The 22341-nt window shown below is 67.3% G+C and carries 22 protein-coding genes; 5 read left to right on the top strand and 17 right to left on the bottom strand.

Annotated elements, in window-relative coordinates:
- Positions 1-6: 6 nt before the first annotated feature.
- Genes QNJ30_10645 through QNJ30_10635 form a run of 3 tightly spaced genes read right to left on the bottom strand, consistent with a single transcriptional unit; the run spans position 7 to position 2687 of the window.
- The gene (locus tag QNJ30_10645; protein MDJ0943916.1) at positions 7-1215 is read right to left on the bottom strand and encodes a glycosyltransferase; all 1209 of its coding nucleotides are present in this window, start codon (positions 1213-1215) and stop codon (positions 7-9) included.
- Between the two features lie 53 nt (positions 1216-1268).
- Positions 1269-1913 (bottom strand): HD family hydrolase, encoded by a 645-nt coding sequence (locus tag QNJ30_10640; GenBank protein ID MDJ0943915.1) that lies wholly within the window; start codon positions 1911-1913, stop codon positions 1269-1271.
- An 18-nt stretch (positions 1914-1931) separates the two neighbouring features.
- Positions 1932-2687, bottom strand: coding sequence for an HAD family hydrolase (locus tag QNJ30_10635; protein ID MDJ0943914.1), 756 nt, complete (start codon positions 2685-2687; stop codon positions 1932-1934).
- A 195-nt stretch (positions 2688-2882) separates the two neighbouring features.
- On the opposite strand from QNJ30_10635, the gene QNJ30_10630 reads away from it, so the two are divergent.
- The 4 genes from QNJ30_10630 (at position 2883) to QNJ30_10615 (ending at position 7148) form a co-directional block, all read left to right on the top strand.
- Positions 2883-3842 (top strand): sulfotransferase domain-containing protein, encoded by a 960-nt coding sequence (locus QNJ30_10630; GenBank protein MDJ0943913.1) that lies wholly within the window; start codon positions 2883-2885, stop codon positions 3840-3842.
- A 63-nt stretch (positions 3843-3905) separates the two neighbouring features.
- Positions 3906-5048 carry an ELM1/GtrOC1 family putative glycosyltransferase gene (locus QNJ30_10625; GenBank protein ID MDJ0943912.1) on the top strand — a complete coding sequence of 381 codons (1143 nt, stop codon included), beginning with the start codon at positions 3906-3908 and terminating at the stop codon, positions 5046-5048.
- A 146-nt stretch (positions 5049-5194) separates the two neighbouring features.
- On the top strand, positions 5195-6142 hold the full coding sequence (locus QNJ30_10620) for a sulfotransferase domain-containing protein (GenBank protein ID MDJ0943911.1): 948 nt from the start codon (positions 5195-5197) through the stop codon (positions 6140-6142).
- 154 nt (positions 6143-6296) lie between these two features.
- Entirely contained in the window at positions 6297-7148 is an 852-nt protein-coding gene (locus QNJ30_10615; protein MDJ0943910.1) for a hypothetical protein, read from the top strand.
- Here the strand turns inward: QNJ30_10615 and QNJ30_10610 are convergent.
- Positions 7112-8014 (bottom strand): sulfotransferase domain-containing protein, encoded by a 903-nt coding sequence (locus tag QNJ30_10610; protein ID MDJ0943909.1) that lies wholly within the window; start codon positions 8012-8014, stop codon positions 7112-7114. The genes QNJ30_10615 and QNJ30_10610 overlap by 37 nt on opposite strands.
- A gap of 704 nt (positions 8015-8718) precedes the next feature.
- On the opposite strand from QNJ30_10610, the gene QNJ30_10605 reads away from it, so the two are divergent.
- Complete coding sequence (locus QNJ30_10605; GenBank protein MDJ0943908.1) at positions 8719-9390, top strand: 2OG-Fe(II) oxygenase; 672 nt, start codon at positions 8719-8721, stop codon at positions 9388-9390.
- Between the two features lie 161 nt (positions 9391-9551).
- On the opposite strand, the gene QNJ30_10600 is transcribed toward QNJ30_10605, so the two are convergent.
- The 13 genes from QNJ30_10600 to QNJ30_10540 all read right to left on the bottom strand — a co-directional run bounded on the left by QNJ30_10600 (position 9552) and on the right by QNJ30_10540 (position 22226).
- Complete coding sequence (locus tag QNJ30_10600; GenBank protein ID MDJ0943907.1) at positions 9552-10034, bottom strand: GFA family protein; 483 nt, start codon at positions 10032-10034, stop codon at positions 9552-9554.
- Positions 10035-10077: 43 nt separating this feature from the next.
- Complete coding sequence (msrB, locus tag QNJ30_10595; protein MDJ0943906.1) at positions 10078-10506, bottom strand: peptide-methionine (R)-S-oxide reductase MsrB; 429 nt, start codon at positions 10504-10506, stop codon at positions 10078-10080.
- A gap of 64 nt (positions 10507-10570) precedes the next feature.
- Positions 10571-10921, bottom strand: coding sequence for a hypothetical protein (locus QNJ30_10590; protein MDJ0943905.1), 351 nt, complete (start codon positions 10919-10921; stop codon positions 10571-10573).
- Positions 10922-10972: 51 nt separating this feature from the next.
- Complete coding sequence (uvrB, locus tag QNJ30_10585) at positions 10973-13111, bottom strand: excinuclease ABC subunit UvrB (protein ID MDJ0943904.1); 2139 nt, start codon at positions 13109-13111, stop codon at positions 10973-10975.
- Between the two features lie 88 nt (positions 13112-13199).
- Positions 13200-14837: a PAS-domain containing protein gene (locus tag QNJ30_10580; protein ID MDJ0943903.1), complete on the bottom strand. Its 1638-nt coding sequence runs from the start codon at positions 14835-14837 to the stop codon at positions 13200-13202.
- 860 nt (positions 14838-15697) lie between these two features.
- Positions 15698-17266: a GMC family oxidoreductase gene (locus QNJ30_10575; GenBank protein MDJ0943902.1), complete on the bottom strand. Its 1569-nt coding sequence runs from the start codon at positions 17264-17266 to the stop codon at positions 15698-15700.
- Positions 17267-17284: 18 nt separating this feature from the next.
- Entirely contained in the window at positions 17285-17839 is a 555-nt protein-coding gene (locus QNJ30_10570; protein MDJ0943901.1) for a twin-arginine translocation signal domain-containing protein, read from the bottom strand.
- A gap of 63 nt (positions 17840-17902) precedes the next feature.
- Positions 17903-18298, bottom strand: coding sequence for a VOC family protein (locus tag QNJ30_10565; GenBank protein ID MDJ0943900.1), 396 nt, complete (start codon positions 18296-18298; stop codon positions 17903-17905).
- A gap of 130 nt (positions 18299-18428) precedes the next feature.
- On the bottom strand, positions 18429-18740 hold the full coding sequence (locus QNJ30_10560) for a ribbon-helix-helix domain-containing protein (GenBank protein MDJ0943899.1): 312 nt from the start codon (positions 18738-18740) through the stop codon (positions 18429-18431).
- Between the two features lie 113 nt (positions 18741-18853).
- On the bottom strand, positions 18854-19474 hold the full coding sequence (locus QNJ30_10555; protein ID MDJ0943898.1) for a class D sortase: 621 nt from the start codon (positions 19472-19474) through the stop codon (positions 18854-18856).
- Positions 19464-19712, bottom strand: coding sequence for a hypothetical protein (locus tag QNJ30_10550; protein MDJ0943897.1), 249 nt, complete (start codon positions 19710-19712; stop codon positions 19464-19466). Before QNJ30_10550 ends, QNJ30_10555 begins: the two co-directional genes overlap by 11 nt.
- Before the next feature lie 373 nt (positions 19713-20085).
- On the bottom strand, positions 20086-21012 hold the full coding sequence (locus QNJ30_10545; GenBank protein ID MDJ0943896.1) for a cation diffusion facilitator family transporter: 927 nt from the start codon (positions 21010-21012) through the stop codon (positions 20086-20088).
- A gap of 218 nt (positions 21013-21230) precedes the next feature.
- The gene (locus tag QNJ30_10540) at positions 21231-22226 is read right to left on the bottom strand and encodes an SPFH domain-containing protein (protein MDJ0943895.1); all 996 of its coding nucleotides are present in this window, start codon (positions 22224-22226) and stop codon (positions 21231-21233) included.
- Positions 22227-22341 lie beyond the last annotated feature (115 nt).

The raw sequence follows: 22341 nt of genomic DNA, 5'->3' as shown, positions 1-22341 counted from the left end.
CGCAGCTTAACCGGCGTTGCCGCCCCGTTCCAGCGCCGCGCCGCCTGCGACCCGGCCCTTCCAGGCGCCGCCGCGGCCGCGCCAATGGGCCAGCGCCGAATCCAGGGTCATGGCCGCGTAGAGCAGACCCGCGAGCGGCAGCAAGAGAGCGAATGCCGGTGGCTGCCGGTAGAGCCGAAGGGTCGGCAGGAAGGCGCCGGCCATCAACGCCCAGGCGAAGAGGCTCAGCGCCGCCGGCAGAAGGGCGGCGTGCCAGGGGAAGCTCAAGACGATCGTCGGCGCCAGGGCGTAGAGCAAGGCCATGCCGAGCAGGGTGCCGAGCAGCAGCAGAGGCGAATGCCGAAGCTGGGTGTAGGCCGAACGCGCGACCATGCGCCAGACCCCGCCCAGACCTTCGTAGGGACGCAGGCTCTCGGCCGTGTCGGTCAGGGCGAGGAACAGCCGGCCGCCGCCGGGGCGGCCCCGGTCGGCGACGGCGCGCGCCAGGGTGCAGTCGTCGATCAGCGCGTCCTTGATCTCCGCGAAGCCGCCCGCCGCGGCGAGCGCTTGCCGCCGCAGCAGAACGCAGCCGCCGGCGGCGCCCGCGACCTTGCGCCGGTGGTCGTTGATCCAGGCGAAGGGGTAGAGCTTCTGGAAGAAGAACACGAAGGCCGGGATCAGCAGCCGGGCCCAGAAGCCCTCGCTGCGCAGGAGCACCATCTGCGAGACCTGGTCGAGGTCCTCCGCCTCGGCCTTGGCGACCAGGCGGCGCAGGTTCAGCGGGTCGTGGGCGATGTCGGCGTCGGTCAACCAGACGTAGGGCGCCTCGGGCGTCAGCGCGTCGGCCTGGCGCAGGCCCTCCGACAGGGCCCAGGGCTTGCCCAGCCAGCCGGCCGGCAGGTCTCGGGCCTGCCGGACTTGAAGGCGCTCGGGGTTGGTCGTTGCGCGGGCCGCCGCGCTCGCGGCCTCGGCCGTGCCGTCCTCGCTGTGGTCGTCGACCAGGATGACCGAGAGGGCGCCGGGATAATCCTGGCGCAGCAAGGAGGCCATGGCCTGGCCGATGACCTCGGCCTCGTTACGCGCCGGCACGATGGCCACGACCGCGGGCCAGTCGGCAAGCTTGCCCGGCGCCCCGTCCAGGCGCTCGCGCCCGCGCCAGAAGCCGCCGTGGAAGTGCAGCAAATAGAGCCAGGCGAGCGGCGGCAGGAGCGAGGCGATCAGCAAGATATCGGCCATGGCGGTGACAGATAACCGTGGCCGCCGCCGCGGTCCAGCGCCTTTGGGCCGCGTCAGGTCGCCTTGGCGGCCGGGTCGTCCAGCTGCGCAAAGCGCGACAGGAAACGGGCCTTGGCCTCGGAGGGCGGCCAGGGCTCAAGCCGGACGCGGTCGAGCCCGAGGTCCTCGTAGCCGCGCGGCCGGCCGAAGATGCGCCTGGCCTCGGTCTCGCCGAAGCCCGCCAGCTGGGTCGCTTCCAGGTAGGCGGCGGCGCGGTCCGCGCGCTTGATCGCGGCGGTCAGCACCTTGGGCAGCGCGGCCGGCAGGCCGAAGCGCAGGTGCACCGCGGTCAGCAGGCGCTGTTCCAGCGCCTTGTAGCCCGGCCCGACCGAAGCCTTGAAGGGCGTGATCAGGTCGCCGACCACGTACTCGGGGGCGTCGTGCAACAAGGCGGCCCGGCAGGCCGGAGGCTCGGCAGCCGGGCGAAGCCGCCGGAAGATCTCCTCGACGACCAGGCTGTGCTGGGCGACCGAAAAGGCCCAGTCGCCCGAGGTCTGGCCATTCCAGCGCGCGACCCGCGACAGGCCGTGGGCGATGTCCTCGATCTCGACGTCGAGGGGCGAGGGATCGAGCAGATCGAGCCGCCGGCCCGAGAGCATGCGCTGCCAGGCGCGCGGCGCCTTGTCGGCCCCTGGCTTGGATGTCCTACGGCGCGGCATGGCGGCCAGCATCCGGCGTCAGAACCTGGCCGCGAGATCATCGATGACCTCGGGCAGGTCCGCGACCTCTCTGCAGACCGCGTCGGCCATCGTGTCCGCGCTGCCGCGATCGACCACCGCGGTGAAGAGCACCGCTCTCATCCCGAGCGCCTTGGCGCCCCTGACGTCTTCGCGCTCGCGGTCGCCGACGTGGAGCATCTCCTCCGGCTCGACGCCCAGCTGGTCGGCCGCGGCCTCGAAGATCGCCCGGTCCGGTTTCGCGCGGCCGACCTCGTCGGAGAAGGCGAAACCCGTGAAGAAATCCTCGAGACCCTGGGAGGCCAGCAGGCGGCGCAGGGTCCCGGCCGGCGAGACCAGGGTGTCGGAAACCACGCAGAGCCGGTAGCGCAGGGCGAGGCCGCCCAGCACCTCGGCGATGCCCTCCACGGCGTCGGGCGGGACCGCGATCTCCATCTCCTCGTGCGCCTTCACGATCTCCGAGAGGGCCTCGGCGGGCAGCTCGCGGCCCAGGGCGTCCAGGACCCGGCGCAGCCGCCCGCCGACGGTCCAGGTGACGAGGTCCTCCTGCCAGGCCTTGTCGAAGGCTGCATCGGCGTCGTCGTAGGCCGCAGCCACCGCCTCGGGGGTGATGGGCGCCAGGTCGTTGAGCGCCTGCCAGACAAGGTGCCGCCGCTCCGCCGGCTTGGGGCGCAGGCCCCGGGCCGCGCGCTTGGGCTCGTCGGAGCCGTCCCGGACCAGGGTGTTCCAGAGATCGAAGCTCACCGCCTTCAGCATCGCGTCCCCCGCTCGGTTCCGGTGGAGGTTAGGGAGCGCCGCCGCCGGGGGCAAGCAGGCGGCGCGGGGCTGCCCTCATCCCGTTGCAAGGCCCGGACCGATTGAGTAGAAGTCTGGATCCAGTCTCCGGAAAAGCGATCGATTCGGCGCGCCGGGCAACGGCCCGCCCCCGATACCGTCGCGATGCGAGTTGTGATGCTTCAGATCAGTGATGCGATCAAGAAATGGCTCGTGCTGGCGCCGACCGCGGCCCTCCCGAGGGCTTGGCGCGTGCCGGCGCGCGCGCGGCTCCTCGCCGACCACGAACTGGCGAAGGCCGAGCGGGCGCAGCTGATCATCATCGCGCACCCCAAGAGCGGCAACACCTGGCTCAAGGTCATGCTCTCGCGCCTCTATCAGGTGCGCTACGGCCTGCCCGATTCCTTCCTCCACAAGTCGGACGAATACTCGCGCCGGAATCCAGCGATCCCACGGCTGTCGGCGACCAACGGCTGCTACAGCTACGAAGGGATCGTCGGCAAGGCGCTCGACGCCGACGCCTCCGACAATCCGCTCCGCCACAAGGCGGTCCTGTTTCTGGCCCGCAACCCCTGCGATATCGCGGTCTCCTGGTACTTCCAGTTCACCAAGCGCCAGTCGGCCCACAAGCAGGAGCTGATCAACCACGCCATCGAGCATCCGATCGACCGCCACACGATCTCGATGTGGGACTTCGTGCGGCACAGCGACATCGGCCTGCCCTTCCTGATCGACTACCTGAACACCTGGGAGCGCAATCTGTCCCAGCTCGAGACCGGCCTGATGGTTCGCTATGAGGACCTGCGGGCCGAGCCGGTCGCGACCCTCAAGCGGATCGTCGACCTTATGGGCGAGCCCTTCGAGGAGCCCGAGATCGAGGAGGCCGTGCGCTTTGGCTCCTTCGACAACCTGCGGCAGCTGGAAAGCAAGGGCTTCTTCAGCCAGGGCGGCCTGACCCTCCGCAATCCGAAGGACCCCGAGAGCTTCAAGGTTCGCCGCGCCAAGGTGAACGGCTACAGGGACTACTTCACGCCGGAGCAGGCCGCCGAGCTGGAAGCCCTGATGGTCGCGCGCCTGTCGCCGTCCTTCGGCTACCAGCCGCCCCCGGAGACGGAGGCGGGTCGACTGGCGGTGTGATGGCCGGCCCGCGGCGTCCGCTGTCACGCTCCAATCCGGCAAAGGCGGTGGGGTCCTGAGCCGATGGCTGCCCTAGGGGATCCCGCAGAAGGCCAGGCCGCCGAGACCCGGAACCAGCCGAGCGTCTGGCTGGTCCTGGGCGACAAGAAGGGCGACAACGGCCAGGTCGAGACCCTGGCCGGGGCGCTGGGCTGGGACTGCGAACGCAAGCACCTGCGGATGCGCGAGCCCTACGTGCTCGGCAAGCCGCGGGTCGTGCCCTCGCTTCATCACATCGATCCCTCGCGCTCCGATCCGCTCGAGCCGCCCTGGCCCGACCTGGTGATCACGATCGGCCGTCGGCCGTCCATGGCGGCGCTCTGGATTCGCGAGCAGTCCGGCGGGCATACGAAGATCGTGCTGGTCGGCAAGCCGTCCTGCGCCATCGAGCGCCTGGACCTGATCATCGCGAGCAGCGAGGCCCACCTGCCGCCGCTGCCCAACGTCATGTCGGTCGGCCTGCCGCTGATGCAGGTCGACGAGGACGCCGTGGCCGCCGCCGGGACGGCGTGGCGCCCGCGCTTCGCCGAGCTGCCGCGGCCGCTGATCGGGATCATGGTCGGCGGCCCGACCAGTCCCTTCGCCTTCGATGCCTCGGTCGTGAACGGTCTGGTCAAGGTCGCCGAGGAAATCGTGCGGGACCGGGGCGGCACGCCCTACATCACGACGAGCCGCCGCACGACGCCGAGCCTGGTGGCCGAGCTCAAGGCCAAGCTGCCGCCCGAAGCCCGGCTCTTCGAGTGGTCGCCCGAGGCCGTCGAGAACCCCTATCTCGGGCTCCTGGACCTGGCGGACGGCTTCGTCGTGACCGGGGACAGCGTCTCGATGATGGTCGAGATCGTGCGCCTGCGGAAGCCGCTGGCGATCTTCCCGCTGCCGACGGGGCGGCTCGGCGCGCTGGACCAGGCGCGACGGTCCTTCGCGCGCTGGATCTTCTCGCCATCGCGGGACTCCGCGGGAAGCGGCCTCCGGATCGCGCTGGCCAGGGTTCTCTACCGCCTCGGGCTCTTGACCCAGACGCGCGACTTCCGGGCGTTTCATCGCATGCTGATCGATCGCGGTCTGGCCGTGCGCTTGGGCGAGGGCCTGCGGCCGCCCCAGGGGGATCTCGCCGACAACCTGGCCACCGCGGTCGCGCGGATCAAGGCCCTGATGGGGTGTCGCTGACCGCTTGGCAGCTCTCGCGCCGCCCCTGACCCCGAAGCGGCCCAAATCCCGGCCACCGGGTGCCGATCCAGCCCCGGGCTTGCAAGCCCGCCAATTTGTTGGTAGCTGCAACTCCCAATTCGCATCATCGTGCTGGATGAACCGTCATGCGCTCTTTCCTTTCGAGCCTGATGAAGAAGCTCACGCGTCTTCTCGTCCGGGCGGTCACCTTCTATCTGCCCAAGGACCGGAAGATCGAGGTCGAGCGCTGGATCCGCGGGCGCGATCAGTACAAGAAGCTGCGCCGGGCCGACTGCGTGATCGTGTCCTTCGGAAAGAGCGGGCGCACCTGGCTCCGGGTCATGTTGTCGCGGCTCTACCAGGTCAAGCACGGCCTGTCAGAGCGGCACCTGATCGGCTTCGACAACCTGCACTACAAGAACCCTGCGATTCCGAAGATGTTCTTCACCCACGACAACTACCTGAAGGACTATACCGGCAACGACGACAACAAAGCCGACTACTACGGAAGAAAGATCGTTCTGCTGGTGCGCAATCCGGCCGATGTCGCGGTTTCCCAGTACTTCCAGTGGCGCTACCGCATGCGCCCGCGCAAGAAGTCGATCAACGCCTATCCCTCGCACGGCGAGGAGGTGCCGATCTTCGACTTCGTGGCCCGGAAAGAGGCCGGACTGTCCAAGGTGATCGACTTCATGAACGGCTGGGCAAAGGAGTTCGAGCGCCTCGAGGACGTCCTGGTCGTGCGCTACGAGGACATGCGCGCCCAGCCCGAGGCGACCTTGGCGCGGGTCGCCGAGTTTATCGGCACGCCCGGCACGCCCGAGGAAATCCGCGACGCCGTCGAGTTTGCCTCCGTGGACAACATGCGCAAGATGGAGCAGCGCCGGGTGTTCTGGTTGAGCGGCGGGCGTATGCTGGCCAAGGACCGCAGCGACCCGAACACCTACAAGGTCCGCCGCGCCAAGGTCGGCGGCTACCGGGATTACTTCAGCGATGACGAGGTCAACGAGATCGAGGCCACCATCCGCTCGCGCCTCTCGCCGGTCTTCGGCTACACTGAGCCCGATGACCCGCGGCGCGCGGAGAGCGCCTGACGTGTCCACGTCGGTCGACGGCGCCGGCTCGTGCCGGACGGAGACCGCGCCGCTTCCGGCACATGCGGGCCCTGTGCCGACGTTATCACCATCCGCAGCCTAAAGGGGGCCGCTCGTGAAGCCCTGTGTCTTCATTCAGACGAATCACCGCCAGATGATCGGCGCGTTGGTCTCGGAGTATTCCCTGCGGCGCAACAGCGCCCACAACGACGAGTTCGACGTCCGGATCATGCATCACAAGGACCACCCCTTTTTCCAGGCGAAGGAGGGCGAAGTCTACCTGAGGGATGGCCTGAAGCGGCGCTGGCGCAACGACGACCTGCAGTCCTTCACCCCGCTGCGCTTCCTGCCGCCGGAGTTGATGGGCTATCAGGGGCGCGCCGTGGTCATCGATCCGGACGTCTTCGCCGTGGGCGACATCTACGAGCTGCTGACCCGGGACATGGAGGGCAAGGCCGTGGTCTGCCGTTCGCGCGGCGGCGCCAAGGGCCTGGCCAGCAGCGTGATGCTGCTGGACTGCGCCAAGCTGACCCATTGGCGCTGCGAAGAGCAGTTCAACGAGATGTTCGCCTTCGAGCGGGACTACATGGACTGGATCTGCTTGAAGCTGGAGCCGCGCGAGGGGATCGGCCTGTTCGAGAACCGCTGGAACGATTTCGACACCCTGACGCCGGAGACCAGGCTTCTCCACAACACCAAGCGCTGGACGCAGCCCTGGAAGACCGGTCTACCGGTGGACTTCGTCCCGGCCGAAAAGACCCAGCGCTTCCAGCCGCTGGGCTGGGTCCGGCGGGCGCGGCGCAAGCTCTTCGGCCCCTATGCCCTGCTGGGCCGCTACCGCCGGCACCGCGACCCCAGTCAGGAACGCTTTTTCTTCGGGCTGCTGAGGGAGTGTCTGGAGAAAGGCGTGGTCTCGGAAGCGCTGCTGCGCGAGGAAATGCAGCGCAACCACCTGCGCCACGACGCGCTTCAGGTCCTGGAGCGCACGCCCTCGCTGGCCGCATAGTCCGACGCCAGCGGCTCCGGCTGCGCCGTCCCGCTCGCTTCGGTGTAGCCGAAGATCCCGGCGAGATTCTCTTCCACGAAGCGATCGAGCGCCTCGACCTGGGCGTCGTCGAAATAGTCGCGATAGCCTCCCACCTTGGCACGCCGCACCTTGTAGGAGTTGGGATTGCCCCGGTCGCCGGGCAGCAACCTGTTGCCGCTAAAGCGGAAGAGTTTCTTCTCCTCGAGCGTCTTCATGTTCTCGAAAGCCGCGAAGGACACGGCCTCCTTGATCTCGTCCGATAAGCCCGCCGTGCCCATGAACGCCAGGATTTCGCCCAGTACCGCTTCGGGGTCCTTGCGCATGTCCTCGTAGCGCACGACCAGCACGGAGCTCATCTTCGGCAGCTCCTTTGCCCAGAGGTTGCAGAACTCCACGATCCGGCGAAGTCCGGCATCGTGGTTCATGACGAAATCGAAGATCGAGACTTCGTCGCCGTGGGGCGGGTAGGCGTTGAGCTCCTTCTTGGGCGGGTCCATCCGATACTTCCACTGGAAGTACTGCGATACCGCCACGTCTCTCGGATCGCGTACGAGCAAGACCGTCTTCTTGTCGTAGAAGTCGCTCAGGCTGTCCCAGCGCGATGTGTAGTCCCTCAGGTAGTTGCCGTGGGTGAAGAAGATTTTCGGAATATCCGGGTTCTGGGCGTTCAGATTGTCGAACTCCAGGAAGCTGCTGTCCGTCAGGCCGTGCCTGGTCTGATAGAATCTGGAGACCATCAGGCGCAGCCAGGTGCGGCCGCTCTTGCCCCATGACACGAAGACGCAGTCCGCGAGCCTCAGCTTGCGGTACTCCTCGCGCCCTCTCAACCAACGTTCGACGGACACGCGTGTCCCTCGTCCCAGGAAGAACAGGACATATCGCGCGATGTAGGGGCTGACTTCGCCGAAACTGCGCCGCAAGGCTTCTTGAACCCGTTTGCCAGAACTACAGAAAGCGGGACTCGAAGGTCCGTCCCGGCCAGGACGGATGATGAGAGAAGACAAAAAACACGCTCTGTCAACCCGGTTAACCCGATCCGCTGGCGCGTTCCCGGTGCATCGGCCTAGGCTGGACCTTCGCCCGGGCGGGCCGGTCCGGCCGGCCGGCGCTCAATCCCATCCTTGGATCCCGCCCGCGTCCGACGGCCGGCCGCAGGTGGCCCGGGTCCGGTCCCGGCGAGCCGGTGCCCGCGAGAAGGGGACGGGAAAGGCCGCTCTCCGCGTCGAGGCCGCCTCGGCGGGCCGTACTTCTCTCGGCTCGATCGCCGGCCGGACGGCCAAAACCAAGTCGTCGCTTGCGCCGCAGAGATAACTCATCTCCGCGCAGTCTTTCGACCGCCTGTGTCGAAGCTGGTACGAAAGGGCCTGGGTACTTCGCAGTTTGTGTCTTCTTTCGATTACTTTTCGGCCGAAGACTGCACGAATTGGATAGCGCGGACCGCATCGTATCCTATAAAAACGGACTTGATCGTTTGCTGTCGTAGGGGCAGAAGGGGGCAAACGTGTCGCGAGAGGCGAGATTGTATAGATACATCCAATAGGATATGCCTATGGCCAGCTTGTCGACGGCCGCTGTCTGCTCTGCGGAATCCGAAGCGAAAGTTTTCGATTTCGCGGCCCTGGAGGCCGCGAGCCTTCAGCACGACCCCTTCGACTTCCTCGTCGTGCCGCATTTTTTGACTCCCTTGGCTCTGGCTGCCGCGAACCGGGATTTTCCAAGGATCACCGGGCCGGGAAACCTGTCGCCGGAAAGCCTCACCTATGGTGCTGGCTTCCGACGCCTGCTCGAGGGGCTCGAGGGCCGCGAGTTCGCCGAACGCCTGGGCCAGAAGTTCGGCCTGGACATTGCGGACAGCCCGACGACCCTAACGATACGCGCCTACTCAGAGGCGAGCGACGGCAATATCCATACAGACCACCGAAGCAAGATCATCACCGTTCTGGTCTACTTCAACACGAACTGGTCGCATCAGGGCGGCCGCTTGCGCCTCTTGGGCTCCAAGACGGACATCGAAGACTACGCCGCCGAGGTGCCGCCCATCGGTGGCACCCTGGTCGCGTTCCGGCGCGAGGACCACTCCTTCCACGGCTACAAGAGGTTCGTCGGCGAGCGGCGCGCCATCCAGATGAGCTGGCTGCATCAAAGCCGGTCGGCGCAGTACAAGCAGCGCTTCGACCGCTTTTGCACCCGTTCGATCAAGCGCTTTCTGCGGATGATCTAGCCCAAGCCCGAAAACACCCAAAGCAAGAGAGCCCGGAGCGAAGTCGGCTCGGACCGAAACGGTCGGTGCCGTGACGGATGCTCCTGGCCGTTTGCGTTGATCCAATGCGCAGACGGTGCCGTCGCCGCTTCGGGATTGCGCGAGCGCAGGGCCCCGGCGGGTCACCCTTGGAGGCGCCGCCGCCTTTCCAGGCTCTCGGGGGGCCAGTGTTCGCTGCGGCGATAGTAGTCCTCGACGGCCGGGGTGTCCGGAGGCAGCAGGACCCAGGGCTGCTTCGAGGCCGTGAAGATATGGATGTCCGGCGGCAGGTGGTCGGGCTCGTCCAGGGTGCCGACGCGCAGGAAGCGGATCGCCTCGCCGGCGCCGGCATAGGTGCTCCAGAGCGCGATCCGGCAGCTCGGGCAGCGGCTGATCTTCTGTCCCTTGCCGCTCTCCGAGGGCGTGTCGACGACCTCCGGCGCGCCCTCCAGCAGCTCGATCCGCTCGGCCTCGACCAGCGCATTGAGGACGAAGGCCGATCCGGTCTCCCGCTGGCACCAGCGGCAGTGGCAGCAGTGCACGAACAAGGGCTCGGAGGTCAGGCGATAGCGGACCGCGCCGCAGGTGCAGCCGCCTTCGAGCGGATAGGCCGACTGGTCCGGCATCCCCATTCTCCTTCGGATCGCTGTCCGGGACCTTCGCCCGCGGCTATTCGGGATCGCCCCCGTCCTTGGGCACCAGGTTCAGCGACGCGGAGTTGATGCAGTAGCGCTGGCCGGTCGGCTCCGGGCCGTCGGGGAAGACGTGACCGAGGTGGGCGTCGCAGCGGGCGCAGTGAACCTCGGTGCGGACCATGAAGAAGGAGCGGTCCTCCTCTTCCTCCACCGCTTCGGCATCGATCGGCTGCCAGTAGGACGGCCAGCCGGTCCCGGAATCGAACTTGTGTGCGGAATCGAACAGAGGCGCGCCGCAGCAGATGCAGGTGTAGGTCCCCGGCGTCTTGTCGGCGTGATACCTCCCGGTAAAGGCCCGCTCTGTGCCCTTGCGCCGGGTCACGTGGAACTGCTCGCGGCTCAGCTGCTGTTTCCACTCGCTGTCCGACTTGCGGATCTTGTCCCTGCTGTCGCTATCGGTCATGGCTCTCCTGCTCCCCGGGGTCGAGACGGCGCGATCCGCCCGAAGACCGAGACCTTAGCGGTCCTCACTCGGCCAGGAAATAGGCCGCCGTCTCCGGGTCGACTTCGCGGATCAGGGCCTCCACCTTGGCGGCCCTGGCCTCGCAGGCGTCGAGGGACTCGAAGGCGGCCAGCCTTTCCGCCGTGTCGAGTTCCTCCTGGTTGAAGCGCCGGTAGCCGGCGCGCTGCAGGGGCCCACAGTCCCTCTGCAAGGCGGCCTCGGCCTCGTAGAGCGCCTCGACCTCGTCGCCGCCCTCCGCCTCGACGGCCTGCACCGCCTCCGCCAGAGCGGCCGTGATTCGGTTCTGATACAGGTAGACCGCCTCGGCCCGGTCCCGCGTCGCGCAGGCGCTCAGGCCCGCCAAGGCGGAGGCCACGAGAAGAATGGCCCTTCGACACCCCATGCCGCAGCCTAGCACGCCCCCGGTTCAGGGGCCGCGCCGCTTGCGCCGGTACTTGCCCTTGCCGCTCTTGGACTTGGCGTCGGCGCGGGCGACGCGGCCGGCGAAGGAGTCGTCGGTGGGCAGCTCCAGGTCCTGCTGCTCCAGTCGTCGGATCTCGTCGCGCAGGCGCGCCGCCTCCTCGAACTCCAGGTCGGCGGCGGCGCCGCGCATGCGCTCCTCGAGCTCGGCGATGTAGGCCTTGAGGTTGTGGCCGATCAGGTGATTGCGCGCCTCGTCGCCCGTCTTCACGGTGACGTGGTCGCCCTCGTAGACGCTGTCCAGGATGTTGGCGATGTCCTTGCGGACACTTTCCGGGGTGATGCCGTGGGCGGCGTTGTAGGCCTGCTGCTTCTCGCGCCGGCGGTTGGTCTCGTCCAGGGCGTACTTCAGGGAGTCGGTCATGACGTCGGCGTAGAGGATGACCCGGCCGTCGACGTTGCGCGCCGCCCGGCCGATGGTCTGGATCAGCGAGGTGCCGGAGCGCAGGTAGCCCTCCTTGTCGGCGTCGAGGATGCAGACCAGGGCGCATTCCGGGATGTCCAGGCCCTCGCGCAGCAGGTTGATGCCGACCAGGACGTCGAACGCACCCAGGCGCAGGTCGCGGATGATCTCGATCCGCTCCAGGGTGTCGACGTCGGAGTGGATGTAGCGGACCCGGATCCCGGCCTCGTGCAGGTACTCGGTCAGGTCCTCGGCCATGCGCTTGGTCAGGGTGGTGACCAGGACCCGGCCGCCGGCCGAGACCACCTCGCGGCATTCGCTCATCAGGTCGTCGACCTGGCTCTCTGTCGGGCGGACGATGCAGACCGGGTCGATCAGCCCGGTCGGGCGGATGACCTGCTCGACGAAGACCCCGCCGGTGCGCTCGAGCTCCCACTTGCCGGGGGTCGCCGAGACCAGGACCGTGGGCGGGCGCATGACGTCCCACTCCTCGAACTTCAGCGGCCGGTTGTCAATGCAGGAGGGCAGGCGGAAGCCGTACTCGGCCAGGGTCGACTTGCGGGCGTAGTCGCCGCGGAACATGCCGTTGAGCTGGGGCACCGTGACGTGGCTCTCGTCGACGAAGAGAAGGGCGTCCTCCGGCAGGTACTCGAACAAGGTCGGCGGCGGCTCTCCAGGATTCCGGCCGGTCAGGTAGCGGGAGTAGTTCTCGATCCCGGCACAAGACCCGGTCGCCTCCATCATCTCCAGGTCGAAGGTCGTGCGCTGCTCCAGGCGCTCGGCCTCCAGCAGCTTGCCGGTCGAGCGCAGCTCCTCCAGGCGGATCTTCAGATCCTCCTTGATCATTTTGCCGGCCTGCTGAAGGGTCGGCCGCGGGATCACATAGTGGCTGTTGGCGTAGACCCGGACCGCCTCCAGGCTGTCGGTCTTCTCGCCGGTCAGGGGATCGAACTCGAAAATCGCCTCGACCTCGTCGCCGAAGAGCGAGACCCGCCAGGCCCGGTCCTCGTAATGCGCCGGGAAGATCTCCAGGGTGTCGCCGCGGACCCGGAAGGTGCCGCGCTGGAATGCGGTGTCGTTGCGCTTGTACTGCAGCTCGACCAGCGCCTTCTGCAGGTCGGAGCGGTTCAGGGTCTGGCCGGCCTTCACGTCGACGACCATCTTGGAGTAGGTCTCGGGCGAGCCGATGCCGTAGATGCAGGAGACCGAGGCGACGATCACCACGTCGCGGCGCTCGAAGAGGGCACGGGTCGCGGAGTGGCGCATGCGGTCGATCTGCTCGTTGATCGAGCTTTCCTTCTCGATGTAGGTGTCGCTGCGCGGGACGTAGGCCTCGGGCTGGTAGTAGTCGTAGTAGGAGACGAAGTACTCCACCGCGTTGTCAGGGAAGAAGGTCTTCATCTCGCCGTAGAGCTGGGCGGCCAGGGTCTTGTTCGGCGCCAGGATCAGGCTGGGCCGGTTCATGGTGGCGATGACGTGGGCCATGGTGAAGGTCTTGCCGCTGCCGGTCACCCCCAGCAGGACCTGCTCGCGTTCCTTGTTCTCCAGGCCCTCCAGCAGCTCGGCGATGGCCTGGGGCTGGTCGCCCGAGGGCTTGAACTCGGACTGCAGCAGGAAGCGGCCGGCCTGGGCGTCGGCGACCACGGCCTTGGTCGGAAAGGGGGCGAGGGACTGATCGGCCATGCCCTCCTATATGCCCCCGGAGCGCCCGGGACGCCAGAGCCCAGGTGACAGGATCTGTCAGGAGAGCCTGCGTGCCGGCCGCCCGACGTCAACCGGCGGCGCGGGGCGAGGCCTGGGCGCGGACCAGCCGGCGGCAGGCCGGCAGGCGGAGGGTCGCCGTCGTGCCTTCGCCCTTGCTGCTCGCGATTTCGAGGCTGCCGCCGTGGAGCTTGATCATGGAGTTGCAGAGGGTGAGGCCGATGCCGCTGCCGCCCTGACTGCGGGTCAGGCTCGACTGGGCCTGCCGGAAGGGCTCCACTGCGATGTCGAGCTCGTGCGGGGTCATGCCGATGCCGGTGTCGGCGACGTCGATCACGATCTCGCCCGAGTCCGCCACGCGGCCGCTGAGGCGGACGCTGCCGCCGCTCGGCGTGAACTTGATCGCATTGGAGATCAGGTTGTGGAGGACTTGGCGCAGGCGCACCTGATCCACCCAGATCTCGATCTCGCCGGCCTCCGACTCGATGTCCAGGCTCACGCCCGCGCTTGCCGCCTTGTCCTCGAAGGCCCGGCGGCAGAGGTCCAGCAGGGCGCCCAGGTTCATCTCGGTCTCCCGCAGGTCGACCTGACCGGTCTCAAGGCGCGACAGGTCGATCAGGTCCTCGATGATCCCGAGAAGCTGGTGCCCGCTGTCGTTCACGTCCTTGGCGTACTCGCGGTAGACCGGCGTGCCGATCGGGCCGGCCTGCTCTTTGATCAGAATGTCCGAGAAACCGATGATGGCGTTCAGCGGCGTGCGCAGCTCGTGCGACATGTTGGCGAGGAACTCGCTCTTGATGCGGTTCGCGGTCTCGGCCTGGAGCTTGGCCTCGTGGAGTTCGGCCTCCCGCTGCTTCAGCTCGGTGATGTCGATGAAGATCGCCAGGGTACGGCCACTGTTGCCGCGATACTTTCGGGCCAGCAACCACCGGCCGTCGGTGAAGCGGCTTTCGGAATCGGACTCCAGGCTGCGGAATATTCTCAAACGCCCCTGAATCCAGGCTTCCCGGTCCTCCAGGGACTCGGTGTTCTGCCCGCGCTCGGCGGCGGCACGGACGAGATCCTCGAAACGGACACCGTACTTGATGACGTCGTGAATCAAGGGGAACATGTTCTCGTACTTCTTGTTCCACATGATCAGGCGGTCCTCTTCGTCGAAGAGGGCGAAGCCCTCGTGCATCGATTCGAGAACCTCCGACAGGCCCCGCTCGGCCATGATCAGGTCGGCTTCGCGCTGCTTCTGTTCGGTGACATCGGAGATGATCCCGGCCATATGGCCGCTGCGCGTCCGGCGCTCGCAGATCCGCAGCCAGCGGCCGTCGGCCGTCTGTTGCTCGATGACCGCGTTGCCCTTCTTGCGCTCGGCGAGACGCTCGGCGAGCCAGGCTTCCTCACGCCCGGCGGCTTCCGGGTATTCCCGGTTCGCGAGCCCATTCCGCAGGATGTCGGGAAAGCTCGTGCCTGTCCGGAAGGCGCTCCCGCTTTGCGGGTGGAGCTGCCGTAGCTGGTCGTTGCAGAGCACCAGGCGGTCGTCCGGATCGAAAAGGGCAAAGCCCTCCGGGAGGCACTCGACGGACTCCCGCAGCAGCCGTGCCAGCTTCAGATCCTCGGCATCTGGATTGCCGCGGGCCGAGTCCAGCCGCCACAGCCGCCACAACAGGACGGCGCAAGCCACGGCCAAGGTCGAGCTGAGAATCCACCCGCCCATCGGCTAGCCCGCGGTATCCCGGGTTAAGACCTGCCGCGCGCCCCGGCTCGGGGGCCGGCGAGGGCCGCGGTCGGGGAGGGCGTTCCGGTAAGGGTGGCGCGTTCTAGACAAGGCTCTGGCGGTCCATCCTGGATCTCGCTAAGGGGGCCGGGCGCGCTCAGCCGAGCGGGCCCTCGCGCGACGGTCTTGCCCCGCTGCCGGGACCGGCCGCGGCGCTCGTCCCTTCGCCTCCGACTCGGCCAAGACAATAGGAATTGCGTCCGAGATCCCGAGGCCCGCCAAGACGCTGGCGGAAATGGCCAGGAACGGGGGTCCGCATAAAGATCCTCTTCGCTTCGTGCCCGCCAGGATGTCGCCGCAAACCGGGCGCTCAAGAGATCGTGGGTGGTTTGAGTAAAGATTCGTTTAATTGCAATCGCCTGCTGGTGGGCGTGAAGGTCTTGAAAAGACGATTGTTTTCGCACCGGATTATTACTTTATGTCTAGTTCGGAGGGGAGGTTCCGAGCTGGTGGCCCTGGCGCCCTTTATGCCGAAAGAGACAAGCGCCTGAAGCCGGGCCGCCGCGTCCTCACATCGGCCGTCGCGGTTCTGTCCGAAGCCCCGCGGCGCTCCCGTCTCTGCACCTTCAAGTCGCGGATCTTCCGACCAGATTTAACCTTGGCGCGCGCTCGCGGTTCGCCACCGGCCAGGCCCCGGCACCGGGCCGGGCTCGCAAGCGGGACTGCGCCTTTTGGCCTATCGGGTTGCGATGACCCGGGGCCGCGCCGCTCCGTCACGCGAGCTCTCGACATGCGCCGGAAAGAAGGTGGCCCCGAGCGGCTTTGCTCGGGGCCGAGTCACGGCTCGGGAAAGTAAATCGTCAGATCTCGCCTTTGGACATGAGTTCGGCGATGTGGTCCGCCTGGCGAATCGCCAGGGTGACGATGGTCAGGGTGGGGTTCTCCGCGCCGCCGGTGGTGAACTGGCTGCCGTCCGAGATGAAGAGGTTGCCGACATCGTGGGCCCGCCCGAACTTGTCGCAGACGCCGTCGCCCGGCTTCTCGCTCATCCGGCAGGTGCCAAGGTTATGGGTCGAGGGATAGGGCGGCACCTCGAGGACCCGGGTCGCGCCGACGGCCTCGTAGACCGCGCCGCCCTGCTTGTAGGCGTGGTTGCGCATGGCGAGGTCGTTGGCATGGTCGTCGAAGTGGACGTTCGGTACCGGCAGGCCGTACTGGTCCTTCTCGCTGTCGTGCAAGCTGATGGCGTTGCTCTCCTGCGGCATGTCTTCGCCGACCAGCCACATCCCGGCCATGTGGTCGTAGGCCTCCATGGCGCTGGTGAAGTCGCGGCCCCAGGCGCCGGGGTTGAGGAAGGCGGCCATGAAGGGGATGCCGAGGGCCAGGGTCTCCATCTCGTAGCCGCCGACGAAGCCGCGCGCCGGATCGTTGATCGACTCGTCGGTGATGATCCCGGCCATGGTCGTGCCGCGGTACATGTTCACCGGCTTGTCGAAGGTCGCGTAGACCGACCCGGTCATGTGCCGCATGTAGTTCTTGCCGACCTGGCCGGAGGCGTTGGCGAGGCCGTCGGGGAACTTGCCGCCGGCCGAGTTGAGCAGCAGGCGCGGCGTCTCGATCGAGTTGCCGGCGACCGCGACCCCACGGGCCTTTTGCTCCTGCTGATTGCCCTCGGCATCGGCGTAGACCACGCCGGTCACCTTGCCGTCGTCGTCGTGCAGGATCTGCAGGACCTGGGCTTGCGGGCGCAGATCCAGGTTGCCGGTCTTCTCCGCCTTAGGGATCTCCGCATAGAGGGTCGACCACTTGGCGCCCGACTTGCAGCCCTGGAAGCAGAAGCCGATCTGCTGGCAGGAGGCGCGGCCGTCGCGCGGTCGGCTGTTGATCGCCATTTGCCCGGTGTGGCAGTCCTTGTAGCCGAGCCGCTTGGCCCCGGCGTACATGATCTTGAAGTTGTTGCTGCCGGGAAGGCCGGGGATGTCGTTGGTGCGAGTCACGCCCATCTTGTCTTCGGCCTTGGCGTAGTAGGGCTCCATCTCCTCGAGGCTCAGCGGCCAGTCGAGGAGCGTGGTGCCGGCGATCTCGCCGTAGGTGGTCTTGGCCTTGAACTCGTGCGCCTGGAAGCGCAGCGAGGCGCCGGCCCAGTGCACGGTCGAGCCGCCGACGGTCTTGCAGATCCAGGCCGGCAGGCCCGCGAAGTCCTTGGCCACCCGCCAGCTGCCGGAGGTGGTGCGCTTGTCGAGCCAGGACAGCTGGCCGAAGGAATCCCATTCGTCGTTCTGGAAGTCGTCGATCGCGTAGCGCTTGCCGGCCTCGAGCAGGACCACCTTGACGCCCTTCTGGCATAGCTCGTTGGCGAGCGTGCCGCCGCCGGCGCCCGAGCCCACGACGACGAAGACGGAATCGTCATTCAGATCAAAATTCGCCATGGTTTGCGTCCTCCCCGTTCAGGCCTTCGAGGGGCTGGCGTCTTCGGGCGGGTTCTCGACCCAGTTCAGGTCGTCGAAGCCGCGGTCGATATAGCCGCCGAACTCGTAGGACGCGCCCTCGTAGCCGAAGTGCCGCCAGGCCAGCTTGTTGTTGTAGAGCGCGACCACGGCGGTGCCGCGAACCTTCTGGAAGAAGGGCGTCGCCTCCCGTTCCGTCAGCACCTTCATCTGGTGGCCGTCGGAAAGCTCGATCCACTTGATGCCCATGGCGGCATCGAGCTCGGCCACGCCGTCCTTCAGCAGCTTGGCGGTCTCGGCACTGCCCTTGGCCTCGGCGTCCAGCGCCTCGACGACGCCGGCGTAGTAGATGTCGCCGAGGGCGTCGTGGGGATAGAGCTGCCGGCTCATTCTCAACAGGGTCTCTCCGCTGTGCCCATCGAGGGCGCTCAACTGAAGCGCCCAGGCGCCGTCGGGCGCCATGAGCACGGCGCCGCCGGCAAGCGCCGCGGTGCCCGCCGCCGCCAGCCCGCTGCTTTGCAGGAACTGGCGCCGGTTCATTCCCTTGCCACTCATCGTCTTGCCTCTCCTGACTTTTCTTGTCGTTCTCATTTGTTGTCGTGCCTTGCGGCCGCGCCGTCACTGGTAGCGGCCATGCCTTTGCAGCACCTCGATCTTGTAGCCATCGGGGTCCTGCAAAAAGAAGAAGCGGGCCATCAGCGCGCCTTCCCGATGGAATTCCTTGATGTCCAGAGGTTCGAGGCCGAGCGCGCGCAAACGGTCGTGCTCGGCGTCCAGGTCGTCGACGCAGACCGCGAGGTGGCCGTAGCCGTCGGCATGGCCATAGGGCTCTTCGCGCCCCTTGTTGAGGGTCAGCTCGATCTCGAAATCGTTCTCGGCATTGCGCAGATAGACCAGCGCGAAACCGTCGAAGTCGAAGTGGTCCGCCACTTCCAGGCCGAAGGCTCTGCCGTAGAAGTCGATCGAACGATCCAGGTCCAGAACCCGGACCATCGTATGAATGGCCTTTGCCATGGACTGCCTCCCGACGGCGGGCGCACCCGCTTCTTTAGAAGCAGTCTAACTCCGCCCGGGACGGCCGTGGTGTTAAGCCCTTACTACACCCGCGCGATGGCCGGGGCCGCCGTTTGCCCGAAAGCCGGTTCTACTCCGCCGCGGTCAGGGCCTGCGGCGGCAGCTCGGGCATTCTGCCGGCTTCGGTTTCCTGCTTGTAGATCATGCAGGTCACGCGCAGCAGCGACGCGAAGTTCTGGACCTCGCCGTGGATCTCGATCACCTCGTCGTAGAGCGTGGAGAGGAAACGCGGAGTCGTCATGTCTTGGCTTTCGGCGATTTCGTCGAGGATCTGCCAGAATTTCCTCTCGAGCCGGATGCTGGTCGAGCGGCCGGCCAAGCGCAGCGAGCGCAACTCGTTCTTGTATTGCTCAGGATCCTGCCGGGCAAAGATCTCGCACATTCTCAGGCTACCTCCGCTGTGGGCGTCTGCGCCCTCTTCTTTGTCGCTGAATTCAGCGGACTATAGCACAGGAAGTGCCAGCCCGAGGAGAAGAACCGACGTCTTCGGAGTCCCTAGTGGCGCAAGGCGACCTCGGTGACCGCTTCGGCCGTGACGACGTAGCGCCAGGGCGAGTTGGTCTCCGCCGGCCCGAAGGGCCAGTCGGTAACCAGCGACAGGACCGGCCAGCCGGATCCGGGCGCCAGCTGTGCCTCGCGGGAATCGAGGACTTCGGCGTCCGTGACCCGGTAGCGCCGCCAGTCGCCGTCGCTGCGCTGGACCCAAAGCAGGGTTCCAGGTTCCAGGTCCTTCAGGAAATCGAAGTGGCGGTCGAGATCTCCGGTCAGGATGGAGTGGCCGGCCTCGCCGGGCGGCACGGTGCCCTCGATATGCCCGGGACCAAGGGCGAGGGTCCGGGCCGAGGCGCCCGACAGAACGATGAGGTCGACCTCCAGGGCCGGCACCTCGAGGCGGGCGACCGGATGCATGCCCGCACCGGGCCAGGGATCGAAAGTCCTGCCCTCGGAAAGGCGGGCCGCCCAGGCGCTCTCGAGCAGGGCATGGGCGACGCCCGTCTTGGCGAAGATCCATCCGGTCCCGCCCGAGAGCCAGGCCCCGAGGCCCAGAAGAGCGAGGCTGAGCGCGCCGAGGACGGCAAGGCCCCGGCGCGCCCTGCGGGTCTTGCTAGAAGTCATATCCGCTGCGGCGCTGCGGCAGGACCGCGTGCTCGTCCTGGGGCGCCTCCTGAGCCGCCACCGGGGCGACCGCCAGGGCCGAGCGCATCCCGCCCGGCGAGATCAGGATCGCGGCGGCCAGAAACATGATCGTCAGGCCGAAGGTGACCATCAGGGTCACGGCGCTCATTCGCGCGAGCGCGACCGCGGCGCGGGGAAACAGGATTGTGGTTGGGATCTGTGTGTCCTGGCTCGACATGGCTATCCCGATGCTCCCTTGCTCGTTGCGTTGCCTTGCGGAACGGCTCTCCCGAGGTCTCTGCCTGCCAGTTGAGCGCGGGAATGCGGCGGGGATTTTGCCTGATTGCGGCGGCCGGTGAGTTTAAAGGCGGCGATTTTGTGGCGGCGGGAACCGCAGCGGGACCGGGTTTGGCCGGCTAACCCTATGACTTGGCTTCATTATGAGCCGCCTTGACCGTCATGGGCTTGCCTCGGGAGCGGCCCCGGTGCCCTGATTCCGAAGCACACAGGCGCGGGTCTCCTAGCCAGAGGGGCCCGATCTTATTGAGTTCAGTGTGATTTGGCCTCCGAAGTCCGGCACCGGAGCCGGGCCGGATGTCGAAGCCACCACGCTAGGCCATGCGCTGGTGGCCGCGCCAGGACTGGGCCTCGATGAAGATCCGGCGCACCTTCGGTTCGGCGCGCTTGATCTGCGCCTCCATCTCGGTGATCGCGCGCTCGACGTCGGCGGAATCCTCGCTGTCCTTGAAGTCGAGGCTGAGGTTCAGAAGGATGTCGTCGGGCCCGAGATGCATGGAGAGCACCTCGTTGGTGCGCTGAATCCCGGACTGGCGGGCGATGACCTGGCGAACCGAGGCCTCGACCTGGGGATCGGCGGCCTCGCCGATCAGGAGCGGCTTGGTTTCCCAGATCAGAAAGATCGCGGTCGCGGCCAGGATGCAGCCGATGACCACCGAGCCGACCCCGTCCAGGACCGGCATGTCCAGCGCCTGGCCCATCGCGATCGCCGCCATGGCGACGATCAGCCCGAGCATGGCCGCGGAGTCCTCGAGCAGCACGGTGAAGATCGCGGGGTCCTTGCTGCGGCGGATCGCCTGGAAGAAGCCGAGCGCGCCGCGTCGACGGTTGAACTCCTTGAAGGCGACCCAGCAGGCGCCGGCCTCGAAGACCATCGCCAGGCCGAGCACGACGTAGTTGATGACCGGATTCGTGATTTCGTGCGGGTGCTGGATCTTGGCGACGCCTTCGTAGATCGACACGCCGGCGCCCAGACCGAAGATCAGGATCGCCACCACGAAGGCCCAGAAGTAGAGCTCCTGGCCGTGGCCGAAGGGATGCTGGGCATCCGCCGGCCGTTTCGAGCGCTTCAGGCCGTAGAGCAGCAGGCCCTGGTTGCCCGTGTCTACCGAGGAATGGATCGCCTCGCTGAACATCGCCGAGGAGCCGGTGAACCAGGCCGCGGTGAACTTGGTCACCGCGATCAGCAGGTTGCCGGCAAGGGCGGCGAGGATGACTTTCGTCGAGGACGCGCTTGCCACGGGACCTCCAAGTTCTTGCGAATCCAAAGCCTTTGCGGCGCTATGCTTGCCGGGAAACGGCCGGCAAGGGAAGAGCGTTCCGAGCCGGCGCGAAACGTGGCTTCGTCCCGTCCAAGCCGATCATGGAAACCCGGGACCCGGATCTCGGCCCCGTCCGGTCGGTTCGTGGAGCGCTGCCGTCGACGCCGTGAAGCCGGGCAGGCCGCCGCCCGAGCGGATCAATGCCCGTTGGGCGGCACAGCGATCGAGGGCTGGGCGCCGTTCATCACCACGACCTGGACCTGGCCGCTCTCGACCGCCTTCATCATCGCCTCGGCCCGGGTCTTGTCCGCGATCGCGCCCAGGACCTCGCGGATCTGGCTCGGGCTGAAGCCCTGGGGCAGCTCGGCGAAGAGGTTGTTGACGCCGCGGCCTTCGTTCTGGCGGCGCCGGGCCTCCTCCTCGGCGATCTGGGTCAGGGTCTTCTGGCGCTCCAGGTCCTCCTCGGCGGCGATTTTCTCGGCGACCGCATTCAGGACCTTGTGCGGCGGCAGGACCTTGCGCAGCTGGACCGGCTGGATCGTGAAGGTCTGGCGCGCCTCTTCCTCCGGGAAGCCGGCGGCGATGAGATCGCGCTCGACCAGTTCGCGGAAGCGCGCCTCGATCCGCGCCGCCAGCTTGTCCCGCGATACGGTCGCCGCGTCGCGCCAGCTGAAGCCCGCGACGGCGTCGCGCACGGCGGAGCGGGCCGCCGGGATGACCAGCTGGTAGGCGACGACCCGCTGCGGGCCGATCCGCTGGAAGATCTTCCAGGCGATGGGGCCGTTCAGGCGCAGCGGAAAGCCGATGTCGACCGTGAGCGGCGTGCTGTCGGCGGAGACCGAGACGATCTCGGCGCCGGCGCTGCCGTGGCGTCCGTTGCCGTTGGTCTCGGAGCCCCGGAAGTCGAACATCGTCCGGCGGATCGAGAACTCCTCCAGACTGTAGAAGGGGTTCACCACGTGCAGGCCCTCGTCGTAGACGCCCGGCTGGACCGCGCCGAAGAGGGTCGCGACGCCGACGTGGCCCGGCGGCACGATGCGGATGGCGGTGGCGATCACCAGCCCGGCGGCGACGGTGAAGAAGATCCCGGATCCGACCATGGCGCCGGCACGATGGCGGGCGCCGGCCTTGGCCAGGACGAGGAGGGCCGCCAGCAGGGACAGGACGGCGAGGATCAAGAGGAAGAAGGCCATGGGTGCGTGCTCCCGGACCTGCGGGGGTTGCGTGCCGTCGGGAGGTTCTCCCGGGCTTTGCCCCCTTTTAGGGACCCCGCGCTACGGATCCCTTAACGGGCCGGGCGGGTCGGGC

The sequence above is a fragment of the Kiloniellales bacterium genome (assembly GCA_030066685.1).
Taxonomy (GTDB): domain Bacteria; phylum Pseudomonadota; class Alphaproteobacteria; order Kiloniellales; family JAKSBE01; genus JAKSBE01.
This window is presented reverse-complemented; position numbering and strand designations above follow the sequence as displayed.

Coding starts and splice junctions, on each gene's coding strand:
- QNJ30_10645 (MDJ0943916.1), bottom strand. CDS start 1,215: ATGGCCGATATCTTGCTGATCGCCTCGCTCCTGCCGCCGCTCGCCTGG.
- msrB (MDJ0943906.1), bottom strand. CDS start 10,506: ATGACCGATAGCGACAGCAGGGACAAGATCCGCAAGTCGGACAGCGAG.
- QNJ30_10580 (MDJ0943903.1), bottom strand. CDS start 14,837: ATGGGCGGGTGGATTCTCAGCTCGACCTTGGCCGTGGCTTGCGCCGTC.
- QNJ30_10565 (MDJ0943900.1), bottom strand. CDS start 18,298: ATGGCAAAGGCCATTCATACGATGGTCCGGGTTCTGGACCTGGATCGT.
- QNJ30_10540 (MDJ0943895.1), bottom strand. CDS start 22,226: ATGGCCTTCTTCCTCTTGATCCTCGCCGTCCTGTCCCTGCTGGCGGCC.
- QNJ30_10560 (MDJ0943899.1), bottom strand. CDS start 18,740: ATGTGCGAGATCTTTGCCCGGCAGGATCCTGAGCAATACAAGAACGAG.
- uvrB (MDJ0943904.1), bottom strand. CDS start 13,111: ATGGCCGATCAGTCCCTCGCCCCCTTTCCGACCAAGGCCGTGGTCGCC.
- QNJ30_10630 (MDJ0943913.1), top strand. CDS start 2,883: ATGCTTCAGATCAGTGATGCGATCAAGAAATGGCTCGTGCTGGCGCCG.
- QNJ30_10575 (MDJ0943902.1), bottom strand. CDS start 17,266: ATGGCGAATTTTGATCTGAATGACGATTCCGTCTTCGTCGTCGTGGGC.
- QNJ30_10635 (MDJ0943914.1), bottom strand. CDS start 2,687: ATGCTGAAGGCGGTGAGCTTCGATCTCTGGAACACCCTGGTCCGGGAC.
- QNJ30_10640 (MDJ0943915.1), bottom strand. CDS start 1,913: ATGCCGCGCCGTAGGACATCCAAGCCAGGGGCCGACAAGGCGCCGCGC.
- QNJ30_10600 (MDJ0943907.1), bottom strand. CDS start 10,034: ATGCCGGACCAGTCGGCCTATCCGCTCGAAGGCGGCTGCACCTGCGGC.
- QNJ30_10555 (MDJ0943898.1), bottom strand. CDS start 19,474: ATGACTTCTAGCAAGACCCGCAGGGCGCGCCGGGGCCTTGCCGTCCTC.
- QNJ30_10620 (MDJ0943911.1), top strand. CDS start 5,195: ATGCGCTCTTTCCTTTCGAGCCTGATGAAGAAGCTCACGCGTCTTCTC.
- QNJ30_10605 (MDJ0943908.1), top strand. CDS start 8,719: ATGGCCAGCTTGTCGACGGCCGCTGTCTGCTCTGCGGAATCCGAAGCG.
- QNJ30_10625 (MDJ0943912.1), top strand. CDS start 3,906: ATGGCTGCCCTAGGGGATCCCGCAGAAGGCCAGGCCGCCGAGACCCGG.
- QNJ30_10615 (MDJ0943910.1), top strand. CDS start 6,297: ATGATCGGCGCGTTGGTCTCGGAGTATTCCCTGCGGCGCAACAGCGCC.
- QNJ30_10570 (MDJ0943901.1), bottom strand. CDS start 17,839: ATGAGTGGCAAGGGAATGAACCGGCGCCAGTTCCTGCAAAGCAGCGGG.
- QNJ30_10550 (MDJ0943897.1), bottom strand. CDS start 19,712: ATGTCGAGCCAGGACACACAGATCCCAACCACAATCCTGTTTCCCCGC.